This is a genomic window from Stenotrophomonas sp. STEN018 (assembly GCF_056760235.1).
The window spans coordinates 42,945-60,369 of sequence record NZ_JBRREK010000027.1 but is presented as its reverse complement, the minus strand read 5'-3'; the positions used below and the strand labels follow the sequence as shown (position 1 = coordinate 60,369).

Genomic DNA, 17,425 nt, shown 5'->3' with positions numbered 1-17,425 from the left:
AATTGGCAGTTCGTTTTTGGGGCGAACTGTCTGACCACACGAATTTTTCCGGGCTGCCAGAACTGGCGGCCCGTGCGCGCAGCGTATGCAAGAGGTTTGCACGGTGAACAAGCAATTCGAGCAGGACACGGGCTCCGGCCACGCTTTTGACATGGCCGAAGCACGCCAGCAACAGCGGAACTGGCTGCAGATGGCGTACCAAGGCGGGCTGCGCAAGTTGGCGGCTTTGGGTTTGATGGCTGGTCTGATGGCTGCGGCCCCCGCTGCGATGGCGTACAACGTCGGCCTGTCGTCGTTCAATGATGCGACCAGCCCTTGGTTGATGGCCAACGGCGACCCATCCGGCACCCACGACGGCAGCAACCTGACGCCGGTGGGGGGCATCGTGGTCTACGACGCTGTCGTCGCCAATATCGAGGCCAGCCCGGTTACGGGCATCGCCGCGGTGTTCGACATGGCACCGGGCATGACGGTCTACGAGATCCCGTCCAACTGCAGCAGCCAGACAACAACGGCTGGCGCGCTGCGCATCGTCTGCACGTTTGCCTCGCTGCCCGCGCTGGGCATCGAGGCGTTCCAACTCAAGATCGCCACCAACGGCATGGCCAAGTCGGTCGTCAATGTGCACGGTGCGGTAGGCGCGGTCAGTGCGTTGCCGGCGCTCAATGAAAGTGTGCAGGCGCTGGATCCGGCGACGCACGCTTTCTTCCAGGGCGATACCAACACCACCAACAACAAGCTTTCAGACAACACCACGCTGACCGACTCGGCCGATCTGGGACTTACCAAAACCAGTAACCCGGCTGCGCCCGCCAGTGTCGTTGGCGGTGGCGAAGTTACCTATACGTTGACGGTGACCAACAAGGGACCGGGCCCGGCGAGCAACTTCAATGTCGCCGATAAGTTGCCTTCCGGCTTTACCGTGGTTGCCAGCAGCTTCCAAGGCACCGGTTGGAGCTGGGATGCAGGCACCACCACCGCGACCCACGCCGGTGGCCTGGCCGCGAATACCACCACCACCTTCAGTTTCAAGGCAAAGGCCGACATATCGGCCGGTGATGTCACCAACCATGCCTTGGTCAAATCGGTCGGCACGATGGATACGCAGCCGAACAACAACTCGGCCCAGGCCAACACCAGGGTCAGGCCTGGTGCTGATCTGGGTGTGGATCTGGCTTGGAGCAAGAGTCCTGCCATCACCGATCAGCCGCTGGATCTGAGGATCACCGTCACCAACAAGGGGCCGGAGACCGTCAACGATGCCGTGATCAAGGGCAGCCTGCCCGCTGGCATGCCGTGGAACGGCGTGGATGTCAGCCAGGCGCCGGGCTGGGTCTGCGCACCGGATGTGCCCGGTGCCGATCCGGTAGCCTTTTCCTGTACGCGCCAGCCGGGCTTCAGCAAGTCCGCCATCGGCGAAGTGATCACCATCAACAGCACGGCACCGACCACGCCTGGTGATTACACCGCTTCGGCGACGGTGGATTCGGCGCTGCTTGAAGACCCGGTGGCCACCAATGACAGCGACAGCGCCACCGTCTCGGTGTTGGCCGATGGTGCCGATCTTCAGCTGGACAAAACCAAGGTCAATCTGCAATCGCTGACCGATCCCACCCTGGCGCCAAACAAGGTGCCGGCAGGCAACACCGCGGCCAGCGACATGTTGTCTACGTTGACGCTGCGCAACAACGGACCGGCAAACGTCATTGGCAACGCCGAGATCCAGGAGCTGCTCGCTGAAGGCGAGGAGTTCAAGAATGTGCTCGACGGTCCCTTCACCTGTGCCGCGGTACCTGCGGCATGGAGCAGCGGTGTGCGCCAGTTGGTCACCTGTACGCTCAAAGCGCCGTCCTATCCGTTCAATCTTGGCCAGACGCGGACGGTGCGGTTGATCACCCGTGCGCGCGAGCTGGGAACGGGCCCCGACGGATCCTTGGTCAACCAGGCCTGCACCGGTGGCAGCACGCCGCCCGCTTACACAGGTCCTCCGGTTGCCAATGAGCCGACCACCAATACCGGTGTGAACGCCGACAAGGTCACCGCCAACGATTGCGCTTCCGCTGGTGACGGCATGGCGGTCACCACCGGCGTCGCCAATCTGAAGGTGAGCAAGGAAACCCGAGCGCCGAACGCCGGCGACCGTGTACTGAAAGTCACCGATACCGAGATGAGCTACATCATCACGGTTACCAACACTGGCGATGCCACTGCCGGCGTCGTGGTGAACGACAAGATTCCCGGCTGGTCGAGCTTCACCAAGGCGACGGTGACCGACACTGCTGGTTGGGCTTGCACGGCAATAGAAACCGTCATCTGTCGCTCCGAAGCGATGGTTATGGCAAACGGCGCCGTCAACACGATCACTATCAAGCTGACCCACACCGATGGTGTCTCGCCGGGCTTCCTTGTCGACAGTGTCGGCAAGGTACTTGCGTGCCCGAATGCGCCGCCGGTTCTGCCGAACCAGCAGCACTTCCATTGCAACACCGTCGGCGTAGGTATCGACGGTGCGCAGCCGGGCTCGCTGGGTGAGGGTGACTGGTCGGACAACTACGCCAGCGACTGGGTCAGTGTCGAGCGCTACGCGAACATGAAGACGCAGAGCAAGAGCATCACCAGCGGCGCCAACGATGGCCAAGCCGGTGTCAACTCGGTCTACCGCGTCGAGTACCGGAATGACGGTCCGTCGACCGTGCCGGGTGTGGTCATGCGTGACACCTTCAAGCTGCTCGCAGGCGACGCCGGTTTTGTGCTGATCGATGCCAAGACAGCTGGTGGTGCGACATGCAGTGTCGTCGACAAGGACGCGGGTATTGTCCAAGTACAGGGGCAGGGCGGCATTTCCTACTCCAATAGCGACACCACCCAAGTACAGACCTTGACGATCGCTTGCCCAGCGTCGGATTTTTCGGCAGGCAGCGAGCAGACCCTCAACGTCACCATTCGCCCCAACGTCAACAGCGGCAATACCGGCCGTTACGTCGACAATACCGGCAACTTCACCATCAATACGGGTACCGGTGCGGACTACCACGGCATTGATGCCAATGGTGATTTCATCTACAACAGCAATACCGATGTCAGTGACGACACCAAGGACGCCAGACTTAACTTCAAGCAGGGCGAGGCTGACCTTGCTGTGCAGAAGAAGGACGTGTTCGATTCGTTCAAGGACCCGATTGGCTACGACGGTACCCAGCCGGCAAAGAACGTACTGACGTATATGCTCGAGCTCACCAACGGTGGCCCGTCCATTGCTACCAACGCAATTGCCAAAGACTGGCTGACGCCACCGGAAGGCAAGACCGTCACCTTCATCGGTGCATCTGCCACTTCATCCGTTAATGACGCCGATTACGGCAGCACGCTTTGCGCGGTACAGGGCCCGGCAGCCGTGACCGGCAATAGTACGGGTACCGCCAAGCTGCACGTGATCTGCAACATGCCCGGTGCGGGCTACGGCGCGAACAATGCGCCAGGTGTGATCTCCTCGGCTACCGGCCAGAACAAGTCTTTCGTATACCTTCGCTACCGCTACGACACCGAGCCGGGTGCCAGTGGCGATACGGTAAGGAATCAGGTTGTAGTCAGCTCCTCGGAAGTGGACCCGCAGGGCGGCAACAACGACGTCACCGAAACCACGACGCTGTACATGACGGCGGACATGGGCGTGGAAAAGACCATGGTCGTGACCGCGCCCAGCGTCGATCCGAGCGTGGCATTGCCGGCCAGCGTTGCCGTGGTCAGCATCAAGCAGAACTTCTGGTATGTACTGACCGCTACCAACCATGGTTCGGGCCAGAGTCTTGCCCGTGATCGCGCGAAGGCAACCGGTGGTGGTGGCACCGTCATCGTCGACACCTTGCCTGTCGGCGTGGTGGTCACCGATCCGTCCGGGATCCGTTGGCAGAAGACCGGTCCTGCATTTGCCGGAGCCTCGCCGAATGGCGCGGGCACCTGCACCTTGGCCTCGCGCACGATCACCTGCGAAGTCGGTGACGTGACCTTCGCCAGTGGCAACCTTGGCACCGTGCGCATCATCGTGCCGTCGCGCTGGGATGACTTGCCACCTGGCAGCACGGCACCGCTGGGAACCTCGAACAACACCGCCAAAGTCACCACCGAACAGATCGATCCGAATCCGAGCAACGACACCACCACCGTTCCGTTGAATGTGGTCAACCTGTCGATCGCTGGCTACGTATTCGTGGACAGCAATGGCGGTGCCAGCGATGGCATCAAGCAGGGCGGTGAGACCGGCATCAACAATGTCACCATCACCCTGACCGGCAAGGACTTCAACGGTGCGGACGTAACCAAGACGCTGATCACGGCTGGCGGCGGCGCGTACCGCTTCGACAACCTGCCGCCATCTGATGCCAACGGCTACACCGTTACCCAGAGCCACGTGGCCGGATACAGCAATGGTCTGGTGGATCCGCCGACCACGGGCGTCGATTCGGCAACGTTCAATCCCGGTTCGTATCTGGCAGCGGTCAACTCCACCTACGTGGCGGTGGTCACCCCCAGCGTGGTGGCAAACCTCGGCACCATCGGCACCAAGGGTGCCACTGCAATCAACTACAACTTCCCGAAAGTTCAGGCGGTCACCCTGTCCGGCTATGTCTATGCGGATATCGGTTTGAACGATGTGCGTGACGTGGGCACTGATCCGGGCATTACCCCGGCCACGGTCGAGCTGCTGGATGCAGCTGGCAACGTGATTGCTACTGAAACAACCATTGCAGGTGGCTACTACATATTCACCGAACTACACCCGGGCCTGATCTACAGCCTGCGTGAGCCGTTGCCGGCGGGTTACCAGGACCGCCCGAGCGCGATCAACCCGGGCCAGATTGGCGGCGTGCTGTGCACGACCTGCACCACGCAGACCGTTGCTACCAATGCCTCGCGCATCGACAACATCAAGTTGGTTGCAGGCAATGGCACCGAGTTCAACTTCGGCGAAGCGCAGGTGGCATCGGTGGCCGGTGTTGTCTATGTGGATCGCGAAGACTCCACCGGCACCGGCCTGTATGACGGCAACGGCGCTTTCAACAGCGGCGTGGACCGTGGCTTGGGCGGCGTCGCGATTGCCTTGTACGACGAAAACGGCACGACGTTGCTGGCCCAGACAACGACAGATGCGGGCGGCGCGTACGGTTTCGTCGACTTCAACGTTGCCAGTGGCAAAGTGGTCGCCGGTGCCCGCTATCAGATCCGGCAGACCCAGCCGACTGCTTTGCGCAGCGGCAAAGAAGCCACCAACAATGTAATCAACACCATCCAGGTACCTGCGGTTGGCCTGCAGGCGCAGAACTTCGGTGAAGTCGCCGGCAGCATCAGCGGCCGGATTTACCTGGATGCCGCCAATGACGGCGTTTACAGCGCCACGGACGCGGACCTGAATGGTGTGGGCGTGACGTTGGGCGCCGGCGTTCTGAACGTGTTTGGTGAAGCAGTGGCCGTACAGCAGACCGTTGCCGGCAAGTACGTGTTCCGCGACCTGCCCAATGGCAGCTATGTGGTTACCGAGCAGACCCAGCCGCTGTTCAACACAGTAGTGACGCTGAACGGTGCGACCAACCCGGGCTCCGTCAGCGCCGGTGGTACTGCAGGCCAGCCGACCAGCAAGAGCGTGGTGCCCTCGGCCATCAGTGGCATCACCCTGCCCGCCGGTGGTTCCTCGCTAGACAACAACTTCGGCGAGATCCTGCCGGTTTCCGTGGTCGGTACGGTGTTCATGGACGTCAACAACGACGGCGTCATGAGCGGTGCTGCCGAGGTCGGGCTGGATGGCGTTCTGATCCAGCTGACCGGTGTGGATGATCTGGGTCCGGTCACCACCACCATGGTGGTGCCGGTGAACACCGCCAATGGTGGCAAGTTCCTGTTCGAAGGTCTGCGCCCGGGTACCTATGTACTGACCGAGCCGAACCAGCCGACCGGTACCGCCAACGGCATCACCACCGCAGGTACGGTGTCGGGCATCACGTCCGGCACCGCAACGCCGGTGACCACGCTGCCCAGCGCCATTTCGGCCATCAACCTGACCGTGCCTGGCAGCGCCTCCATCGACAACCTGTTTGGCGAAACCCCGCGTGACAGCAGCATCAGCGGCAAGGTGTGGCTGGATACAAATGACGACGGCATTGTTGGCTCGGGTGAGAATGGTCTGGGTGGGGTGACGGTAACGCTGGAAGGCACTGCAACCGACGGCACCAAGATCAGCGAAACCGTTACCACCAATCCGGATGGCAGCTACGCCTTTGTAGGCCTGCCGCCGGGCGATTACACGATTACCGAACCGACCCAGCCGGCAAACACCGTGGACGGCAAGACCGTGCCAGGCAGCACCGGCGGCACCGCGGGCAAGCAGGGTGATCCGGCATCGGTGATCAGCAAGATCACGCTTGGTGTGACCACCCACTCGGTGGACAACAACTTTGCTGAACTGCCGTCCGGCAGCATCAGTGGCCGCGTCTACAACGACAGCAACGACAACGGCGTGATCGAGCCGGACGAAGTTGGCTATGCCAACGTCGACGTGGAGTTGACCGGTGTCGACGACATGGGCGTGGCTGTCAACATCACGCTCAAGACCGACAAGGATGGGCGTTACAGCTTCGATGGACTGCGCCCGGGCACCTATGAGGTGACCGAGCCGACCCAGCCGCCGGCAACGCTGAACGGTTTCACCTCGCCGGGCACCATTGGTGGCCAGCGTGTGGGAACGGCCACCGACAAAACGACGGTGCCTTCGAAGATCAGCGCGATCAAGCTGACCATCGGCGCGAAATCCATCGACAACAACTTCGGTGAGATCGGTGATTCGCCGGACATGCTGGTGAGCAAGTCGTCCAACACGGTGAAGTTCACCGTCAACAACGTGGCCAGCTACACCATCCGCGTGCGCAATGGCGGGCAGAAGCCGTCCTTCGGCGAGTACATCGTCAAGGATCGTCTGCCGGTTGGCCTGAGCCTGGCTGAAGTTCCGGCCGGTAACGGCTGGACCTGTTCCGGCGCGATTGGTGATGCACGCTTTGAATGCCGTAGCTCGGAAGTGGTCAATGCCGGTGCTACCTCGTTGTCCGACATTACCGTCAAGGCCAATGTCTCGGCCGAAGCGGCCAATGCCGGCACCGTCAATAACGCGGTGTTGATTGAAGGCGGCGGCGAGAACGAGTTCCGTACCCCGACCACCACCGAGCGCAACAACTTTGAAGGTGACGTCAGCACGCTGCCGGTGTGCGATACCGCCATCAGTCAGAATGCCTGCCGCGTGCCCAACCAGGTGCAGCTGTCGGCTTCGGTCGGCGGCACCGTGTGGTTCGACATCGGTAGCGAAGACACCTTGTTGGACGGCGGCGATCAGCGCCTGCAGGCGTGGATCGTGGAGCTGGTCGATGCGACCACCGGTGTGGTGAGCAAGAGCACCACCACTGCGGCCGATGGCAGCTATCGCTTTGGCGATGTTGTCCCGGGCGAGAAGTGGAACATCCAGTTCCGTGAGCCAGCCTCCGGTGTGGTGTGGGCATGGCCGGTCAACAAGGAAACCGCCGCTGGCATAAACGTCTCCTGTGACGCGACCAATGCCATCAACAGCAGCGGTACCTCGGCCTGCCGTGTCACCGAGAACGGACGTAGCCAGCTGCAGGTCGTGCTTCAAGCCGGCCAGCATCTGCCGCAGCAGAGCCTGCCGGTGGATCCGTCCGGTGTGGTGTATGACGCCGTCACCCGTGATCCGGTGCCGGGCTCCATCGTCACCATCACGCCGGTAGGCGTGTGCAATGGCTATGACCCGATGACCGCCATCCTCAATGCCGGCGCCGGTGGTTACCGCGTGGAAGGCAATGCGGTATCGATGACGGTAGGCAGCAATGGCTATTACCAGTTCACCTTCGGCCCGGCTGCGCCGGCGCGTTGCGAGCTTCGCCTGACGGTGACGCCGCCGGGTGGCTACCAGTTCGTGTCCTCGTTGATCCCGGCGCAGGACGGTTCGCTGTCCCCGGCCGGTGCTGCGGGCAGCAGCCATCTGGTGCAGCCGCAGGCCAATGCACCCACCGGTGCAGTGGGCACGCCGACCCAGTACTGGCTGACCCTGTTCGCAGGTTCGTCGACCGCTGGCATCGTGCACAACCACATCCCGCTGGATACCGCGCAGGCCACCGGCCTGGTCATCACCAAGACCGGTGATCGCCAGACCGCTGAAATCGGTGACACCGTGCAGTACACCATCACCGTGCGGCAGACCGCCGGCAGTGCGATGGCCACCTTGAACGTGGTCGATACGCTGCCGCGTGGCTTCACCTACATCGACGGCACTGGCCGTGTGGGTGGGCGCGCCGTTGAAGATCCGTTCGGCAAGCCGGGCCCGCGTCTGGGCTTCAACCTTGGCCCGATCAACGTCGGCCAGCAGCTGGTGCTCACCTACCGGGTGCGCGTCGGCGTCGGTGCGCAGCAGGGCGATGGCATCAACCGTGCGCAGGCACATGGTTGCTCGATCAGCGGTGGCTGTATCGATCCGGGCACGATGACGCCGGTACCGGGTTCGATTCCGTCCAACCGTGCCGAGTACCGCGTGCGCGTCACCGGCGGCGTCTTCACCGAGGAAGCCTGTGTGCTGGGCAAGATCTTCGTGGACTGCAACAACAACCACGTGCAGGACGAGGAAGAGCTGGGCATCCCGGGCGTACGCATGTACTTCTCCAACGGCACCTGGATGATTTCCGATTCCGAAGGCAAGTACAGCTACTGCGGCCTGACCCCGCAGAGCCACACCTTGAAGGTGGACCCGTCCACCTTGCCGGTGGGCGCACGTCTGACCACCAGCAGCAACCGCAACCTGGGTGATGCCGACAGCCTGTTCCTGGACCTGAAGAACGGTGAGCTGCACCGCGCCGACTTCGTCGAGGGCAGCTGCTCCAACCCGCTGCTGGAGCAGGTGAAGGCGCGTCGTACCCAGGGTGAGGTGCGCGCACCGGAAACCGAAACCGGGCAGTCGCAGCTGCGCTTTGACAGCAAGCCCGCCCGTGCGCCGCAGCAGGCCACGGACTCGTCCAATCAGAGACCGATCGTGCAACCGCGACCCAACCCGCCGTCCGCGGCGGCCCAGCAGGAGGTGCAGCCATGAGCCGCACCGCCCTGCGCAAGATGCCGCGCGTAAGCCTGTTGGCCTGCGCATTGGCAACGGCTTCACTGCCGCTGATGGCCCAGAACGTGGGCAGCAGCACCCGCTTCACCCCGGTAATCGGTGACAGCAGCACGCTGTATCCGCGCTCGTTGACCACCACCGATGCGCCGCCGGAAGTGGTGGCTGCGCGTTCGGGTGAAGTGGATTACAGCCGCAATGCCGGTGTTGATCGTGTCTCGGTGGAAGTAGACCGCGACGGCGTGCCAGCCGATGGGCAGACGCCGGTGCACGTCACCGTGCATCTGCTCGGTGCCGACGGCAAGCCGCTGGCAGGCAAGTCCTTCGTCACCATCGAGAACAGCGGTGGTCGCATCCGCCTGCCGGGCTCGCGTACCGATGAGTTCGGCCCGGGTGCCAGCGACGCCGACAAGGTGATGCCGGGCATCCAGGTGGAAGTTGAAAACGGTGTTGCCGAGTTCGACCTGATCGCCCCGCATGATCCGCAGGACGTACTGCTGCGCATCACCGCCGGTGGCGAAACGGCCCAAGGCACCATTGGCTTCCTGCCGGAAATGCGCGACATGCTCGCCACCGGCTTGATCGAAGGCGTGCTGAACTTCCGCAACAAGTCCAACGCCAGCCTGATCTCGCCGGTGCAGCACAACGATGCGTTTGACCGCGACATCCGCCGCTGGGAGAAGCAGTTCAACAACGGCAAGGCCAGCGCTTCGGCGCGCACTGCGTTCTTCGTCAAGGGCCGCATCAAGGGTGAGTACCTGCTCACTGCAGCCTATGACTCGGACAAGGATGTACGCGGCCGCCTGCTGCGTGACATCCAGCCGGAAGAGTTCTATCCGGTCTACGGCGATTCCTCGCTGCGTGGCTTCGATGCACGCTCGGCCGAGCGCCTGTATGTGCGCGTGGACAACAAGCGCAGCTACCTGCTGTACGGTGATTTCCAGACCGGCGACACCCTGGCCACCACCAGTGGCATCGGCGGCAGCGGCCCGATTCCGCAGCGCAGCCTGAGTACCTACAACCGCACCGCGACCGGCCTTGGCTGGCACTTTGAAAGTGAGCGTGTGCGTACCAATGTGTTCGCCATCGAGGATTCGCTGCGGCAGATCATCGAGGAGTTCCGCAGCCAGGGCAGTGGCCCGTACGCACTGCGTAACAACGCGGTGCTGGAAGGCAGCGAGCGCGTCGAGATGATCGTGCGTGACCGCAACCAGCCTTCGCGCATCGTCTCGGTCAAGCCGCTGGCACGTCTGGTGGACTACAGCTTCGAGCCGTTCTCCGGCCGCATCCTGCTCAACCAGTTCCTGCCCTCGTTCGACAGCGACTTGAATCCGGTCTCGCTGCGCATTACCTATGAACTCGATCAGCAGACCGAGAAGTTCTGGGTGGTGGGCGCCGATGGCCAGTTCAAGCTGACCGACAAGCTGGAAGTCGGTGCGTCGGCGGTCGAAGACCAGAACCCGTATGCCGAGTTCAAGATGGGCAGCGTCAACGCTGGTTATCGCTTCGGCCAGAACACCATGCTGGTGGCCGAGTTCGCGCGCACCCAGAGCGAGGTCAATACCAACTCGCTCAACCAGGTCACCTCGCAGGGTTTGAAGGACATTACCGGCCAGGTTGAAGGCGACGCATGGCGCGTCGAGTTCGCCCATGACGGTGACAAGTTCGACGCGCGCCTGTTTGGTGCGCGTACCGATCCGGAATTCAACAACCAGGCATCACCGCTGTACGGCGGCCGTGGCGAATACAGCGGCCGCATGTCCTATGCCGTTGGCCCGCGCCTGGAGTTGTACGTTGAAGCCCTGCGCAGCGAAGACCGCAACCCGGATGGCGGCAAGCGTGATGCCGGCGGTGCCGGTGTGCGCGTCGCGGCCACCGAGCGCCTGACCCTGGACTTCGGCCTGCGCAGCATCCGTGAAACCATCGGCATCACCTCGCCGTGGTCGAGCACCGGCTATGGCCAGTTGTCTGGCCTGACCGGTGGTTTTGCTACCGGTTCCAGCGGCGGCGCCCTGGGCTACGGCCAGCAGGCGCTGGACCCGGCCACCGGCCTGATGGTGATCAACAGCGGCGGCAACGGTGACACCCTGACCAGCGACTTGCCGGTAGGCACCAAGCTGGAATCGGACAGCGCCCGCGTCGGCGTTGGCTACCGCTTCAACGACAAGTTCAGTGGCGGCGCCGAGTACGAACAGAGCGTCAGCGGCGAAGACCGCAACCGCGTTGCCGCCGGCATGGACTACCAGCTGTTCGAGCGCAGCCGTATCTACGGCCGCTATGAAAAGCAGACCGGTCTGACCAGCGCCTACGGCATCACCACCACCGACCGCGAGGCCGATGCGCTGGTGTTCGGTATCGACAGCAGCTACATCCGCGATACCCAGGCGTTCTCCGAGTACCGCCTGCGTGATGCCATCAGTGGCCGTGATGTGCAGGCCGCCTCGGGTATCCGCAACAACTGGGATATCGCCAAGGGCCTGCGCCTGAGCAGCTCGATCGAGCGCGTCAACGTGGTCGCTGGCGATACCGGTGACAGCACCGGTCTGGCCCTCGCCCTGGATTACAGTGCCAACCCGCTGTGGCGCGGCGCGATCCGTGCCGAGCACCGCATCTCCGAAGACGTGCCGGGCACCACGACCAGCAACGAGGCCTTCACGACCTCACTGCTGCAGTTCATGGTTGCGCGCAAGCTGAGCCGCGATTGGACGCTGTTGGGCCGCAATTACCTGCTGGCCACCAACTACGAAGAACGCGGCGATGTACTGCAGGACCGCTTCCAGATCGGCCTGGCCTACCGCGACACCGACCGCAACCGCATCAACGCCTTGATGCGCTACGAGTACAAGCTCGAGCGCGACGAAAGCGGCCTGACCCTGCTCAACGGCGACGTGGTGAGTGGTACCAGCCAGGATGTACGTACCCGTGCGCACATCATCTCCACCCACGCCGACTGGCATCCGTCGCGGCCGTGGTGGTTGACCGGTCGTATTGCCGGCAAGTGGCAGCGCGACCAGTTCGCCTATGGCGATGGCAGCCGCGTCAACAGCAGCTTCAATGCGGTGCTGGTGTCCGGTCGTATCGTGTACGACATCACCGAAAACTGGGATATCGGCGTGCTCGGTTCCACCTTCCGTGGCCAGTACGGTGCCAACCAGTTTGCCTATGGCGCGGAAGTGGGCCGTTTGCTGCGGCAGAACCTGTGGCTGTCGGCCGGTTACAACTGGACCGGTTTTGAAGGCGACAGTGATCTCAATGGCTACGAGTACACGCAGCAGGGCTTCTTCCTGCGCCTGCGCTTCAAGTTCGACGAAGACCTATTCCGTCGGGACCCGGTCCGCTACCGCGACCCGGCCCGCTGAGGACGACACCATGACCTTTATGCATACCAAGAACCGTCCGCTGCGCAGCTTGTTGGCTGTTGCCGTCCTCGCTGTCGCCGGTACTGCCGGCGCCCAGCAGACCCAGCTCAACCCGCAGGCAAAACGTATCAGCGATGAAGCCATCCATGCCGACCTGCAGTCGTATGAAACGACCCAGGGCCGCATCCAGGCGCTCAACGATGGTGGTCGCCCGATCCGCGACTACCACCTGTCCAAGGCGCAGTGCTGGCTGGACGTGTCCTTCCACGAATACACCCGCAACGACCGCAGCGCCTTCCCGCAGGAAGCGCTGACCGAGTCGGAGAAGCTGATCGTGGACATGGAGAACGGCGTCTCGCCGATCCCCACCGACACCGCCCTGGTCAACGGCGCCAAGTACCTGCGTGCCGATCTGTGGCAGCGCCTGAAGGTCATCCACGGCACGCCGGGCTTTGCCTGCGCCTCGCAGAAGGTGGCCTGTGGTGAAGTGGAGCTGGTGCATGCTGGCAACGAGTTCAACCAGCAGCAGTGGCGCCATTCCAAGCCCTACATCCAGATCGCCGAAGACCTGGTCAACGAAGCCGAAACCGCAGCGCGCCTGTGCGGCGTCGATCCGGCTGGCCCGGTGGTTGCACCGGTCGCAGCAGGCCCGTTGATCGCCAACGTGCTGTTCGAGTTCGACCGTAACGGCTACAAGGACATCCGCACCTACTCGCTGGAGAGCGTTGACCGCGCCTTGGCCACCATCCGTAACGAGAAGCGTGAACTGGCCGGGGTGACCCTGGTTGGCCACGCTGACCGCATGCAGGGCAATGGCTTCGACTACAACCAGGCCCTGTCCGAGCGTCGCGCCAAGACCGTGCGTGAGTTGCTGATCGGCCGCGGTGTGCCGGCGGACAAGATCCGTTACGAGTACCGCGGTGACACCCAGCAGGTGCAGCAGTGTGACGGCGTCAAGCCGCGTGCCGCCTTGCTGGAATGCCTGCTGCCGAACCGCCGTGTGGAAGTGCGGTTTGAGTTGGCGCAGTAAGTTCAGCGCGAAGTGTTGATCGATAACGCCCCGGCACTGCCGGGGCGTTGTTCGTTTGGGGGCTGGCGAGCGAGGAGGCCGCCGAGGGCTGTTGCCGTTGGCCCCCTCCCTTGCGCAAAGCGCAGGGGAGGGCTGGGGAGGGGTAGGCGAGCGCAGCTCGAAGCTTTGGGCTTCAGAAAGTACCGGCATGCCAAACGGCAAGCGCACCAGCTGCCATCGCCAACAGCACCCCTCCCCAACCCTCCCCTGTGCTGCGTACAAGGGAGGGGGTAGAACCCCCAAACTGGCGGAATGGCTACACTGGCCCGGCTAAGTCGCATGGGAAACACCCTTGGTCTCCAGCTGGATCCTGCTCCTCGTCTCACTCTGCTATGCCGCGCTGCTGTTCGGGGTGGCGTGGTGGGGTGATCGTCGCCCGCTGTATCCGGACCGTCCGTGGCTGCGGCCGGTGGTCTACAGCCTGGCGCTGGCGGTCTATTGCTCGTCCTGGACCTTCTACGGTGCGGTCGGCTCGGCGGTGCGCTACGGCATCGGCTATCTGCCTATTTATCTTGGCCCGCTGCTGATGCTGATGTTCGGCTGGCGGATCATCGAGCGGCTTGCGCTGATTGCCCGCAGCGAGAATGTCGTGTCCATCGCCGACTTCATCTCCTCGCGCTTCGGCCGCTCGCGGCGGTTGGCGGCGCTGGTCGCCTTGATCGCGCTGATCGGCGTGGTGCCGTATCTGGCGCTGCAGTACAAGGCCGTGGCGATGAGCCTGCAGGTGCTCACCGGTGATGCCGCTGGCAAGGGCTTCCTGACCGATCCGGCGCTGTATGTGGCGCTGCTGATGGCCTTGTTCGCCATCCTGTTCGGCACCCGCCAGGTCGATGCCACCGAGCACCACTACGGCATGATGCTGGCCATCGCCGTGGAATCGATGATCAAGCTGTTGGCGATCGTCGCAGTGGGCATATTTGCCTATGTCTGGCTGAGTGATCGCGGCGAGTCGGTGGTGCAGTCGGCACGCACCTTGTTTGAAGGCATGCCGCCGGTGGGTTTCGTCTCACAGACACTGCTCAGTTTTCTTGCGCTGATCTGCCTGCCACGGCAGTTCCACGTAGCGGTGGTTGAATGCGGCAATGCCGCCGATGTGCGCAGCGCACGCTGGATGTTCGGCGGCTATCTGGTGCTGATCTCGCTGATGATCGTGCCTATCGCCACCGCCGGCGCGGCGATGTTCGGCACCGGCCTGGCTTCGGACGACACCTTGGTATTGGCCTTGCCGATGTTTGCCGGCAATACCACGCTGGCCTTGATCGCCTACATCGGTGGCTTCTCCGCGGCTACCGGCATGGTCATCGTGTCCTCGATCGCACTGGCGACGATGATCAGCAACGATCTGGTCATGCCGCTGCTGCTGCGCCGTAGTGGCGACCACCGCGAGGCCGCCAATGTCGCATCGCGTGTGCTGTGGATACGGCGCATGGCGATCGTGCTGCTGGCTTTGGTCGCGTATGGCTATTACCGCGGCAGCAATGACGACACCATGCTGGCCGCTTACGGCTTGATGGCCTTCGCGGCGGTGGCGCAGTTCGCGCCAGGTCTGCTCGGTGGCCTGTACTGGCGCGGCGCCAGCCGACGCGGTGTCGAAACCGGCATGGTGGCCGGCTTTCTGGTCTGGGCCTACACCTTGCTGGTGCCGGCGTTGAGCCATGGCGGCTGGTTGGATGCGAGCCTGCTGACCGAGGGACCGTTCGGTATCGGCTGGCTGCGCCCGCAGCAGTTGTTCGGCCTGACCGGTTGGGATCCGCTGACCCACGGCACCTTCTGGTCGCTGCTGATCAATACCGTGACCATGTTGTTGGTGTCGATGCGCTGGCGCCCTGATGTCGCTGAGCGCCTGCGCGCGGCACCGTTCCTTGATCCTTATGCCAAGCGGCCAGTGGTGGCCGGTGACTGGCCGGCACACGTCAAGGTGCGTGATCTGCTGGCCTTGGCTACGCGCGTCATCGGCGACAACCGCGCGCGCCGTTCGTTCGGGGAACAGGCGCAGTTGCTTGAGCGCGAATTCCAACCTGCCGCTGCCGCTGACCGCGTCTGGGTGCAGTTCACCGAGCGCTTGCTTGCAGCTTCCATCGGTGCGGCCTCCGCGCGCCTGCTGCTGACCAGCCTGCTGCGCGGCTCGGGTATGGATCTGGGCGAAGTGGTGGCGGTGCTGGACGAAGCGGGCCAGGAGCTGCGCTTCAACCGCGAGATTCTGTCCACCACATTGGAAAACATAAGCGCCGGCGTCAGCGTGGTCGATCCGGAAATGCGGCTGACTGCATGGAATCGTCGCTACCAACAGATGTTCGGTTACCCCGACGGCATGCTTTACGTCGGCCGCCCGGTTGCTGATCTGATCCGCTACAACGCCGAGCGCGGCGAGCTGGGCTCGGGTGATACCGAAGTGCAGATCAATCGTCGCATCGGTTATATGCGCGCCGGTTCGCCGCATGTGTTCGAGCGCACTGGTGCCGATGGCAAGGTGATCGAGCTGCGTGGCCAGGCCTTGCCAGGTGGCGGCTATGTCACCAGCTACAACGACATCACTGACTTCAAGAACGCCGAGCAGGCGCTGCTGGAAGCCAACGAAACCCTGGAGCAACGTGTAACCGAGCGTTCGCAGGCGGCTGAAGCAGCGCAGCAATCAAAGACGCGTTTCCTCGCCGCGATCAGCCATGACGTGCTGCAGCCCTTGAATGCGGCGCGCTTGTTTGCGTCGGCACTGCGCGACAGCCTGCACGAGACCGACGAGCAGCGGCATCTGGCCGAGCGTGTCGATGCTTCCCTGCGCGCTGCCGAAGAGTTGCTGGATGGTCTGCTGGATGTATCGCGACTGGATGCAGGCGGCCTGCGTCCGACCATCAGCGAGTTCGATGCCAGCGTACTGGTGCGCGAGCTCGCGGCACAGTACACACCGGTCGCCGCTGGTCGCGGTCTGCGCCTGCATGTGTTTGCACGCACAGCGTGGGTGCGCAGTGATCGGCGCCTGTTGCGCCGTGTGCTGCAGAACTTCATGGCCAATGCACTGCGCTACACGCGTAGCGGCCGCATCGTGCTGGCGCTGCGTGTGCGTGGTGATGAGGTGGAGTTGCAGGTATGGGATACCGGGCCGGGCATTCCCGAGCATCACATGCAGCAGATATTCAACGAGTTCCATCGCTACCAGCAGCCATTCGACTGGGGTGAGCAGGGCCTGGGCCTTGGCTTGTCGATCTGCCAACGCATTTCGCGTCTGCTCGATCACGGTTTGAATGCGCGCAGCCAGCCCGGCCACGGCAGTATGTTCTCGATCAGCTTGCCGCGGGTGGAAACGCCGGCAGTGGCGGTGCCGTCGCCGCGTCAGCAGACGGCATTCGGTGGTGATGATTCCTTGGCCGGCATGCGTGTGCTGTGCGTGGACAACGATCAGGAAATCCTCGACGGCATGCGTGCCTTGTTGGGCCGCTGGAAGGTGGAAGTGATCGCCGCCAGCACGGTGGACATGGCTTTGCAGAAGTTGAGTGAACAGCCCGATGTGATGCTGGTGGATTACCACCTGCATGATCGTCTGGACGGACTGGACACCTTGGTCGCCTTGCGCGAAGCCGCTGGTCGGCCCTTGCCGGGCGCGTTGCTGACCGCTGATGGCCGCGATGAGTTGAAGCGCATGGCGCGCGAACGCGGCTACCGCGTGCTGACCAAACCGGTGAAGCCGGCCTCGCTGCGTGCCTTCCTCACTGCATTGAACGACCCGCGCAGGCGCTAGCAGTCAGAACTGTAGTGCCGAGCCATGCTCGGCAGGGGCTTTACCAGCAAAAGCTGCCCTCACCCCAACCCCTCTCCCGCTTCGCAGGAGAGGGGCTTTGAGCAGGAGCGGAG

General features: G+C 63.1%; 4 protein-coding genes. All 4 read left to right on the top strand.

Going from position 1 to position 17,425, the window contains the following annotated elements:
- Positions 1-103: 103 nt before the first annotated feature.
- The 4 genes from ACVOMB_RS11935 (at position 104) to ACVOMB_RS11920 (ending at position 17,312) form a co-directional block, all read left to right on the top strand.
- Positions 104-9,133 (top strand): SdrD B-like domain-containing protein, encoded by a 9,030-nt coding sequence (locus ACVOMB_RS11935; protein WP_481531379.1) that lies wholly within the window; start codon positions 104-106, stop codon positions 9,131-9,133.
- Positions 9,130-12,510 carry an Ig-like domain-containing protein gene (locus ACVOMB_RS11930; protein WP_481531378.1) on the top strand — a complete coding sequence of 1,127 codons (3,381 nt, stop codon included), beginning with the start codon at positions 9,130-9,132 and terminating at the stop codon, positions 12,508-12,510. The genes ACVOMB_RS11935 and ACVOMB_RS11930 overlap by 4 nt, the downstream gene beginning before the upstream one ends.
- Before the next feature lie 10 nt (positions 12,511-12,520).
- Positions 12,521-13,540, top strand: a complete 1,020-nt coding sequence (locus ACVOMB_RS11925) for an OmpA family protein (RefSeq protein ID WP_481531377.1) — start codon at positions 12,521-12,523, stop codon at positions 13,538-13,540.
- Between the two features lie 331 nt (positions 13,541-13,871).
- A complete protein-coding gene (locus ACVOMB_RS11920; protein WP_481531376.1) occupies positions 13,872-17,312 on the top strand; it encodes a hybrid sensor histidine kinase/response regulator in 3,441 nt (1,146 codons plus the stop codon).
- Positions 17,313-17,425: the final 113 nt, after the last annotated feature.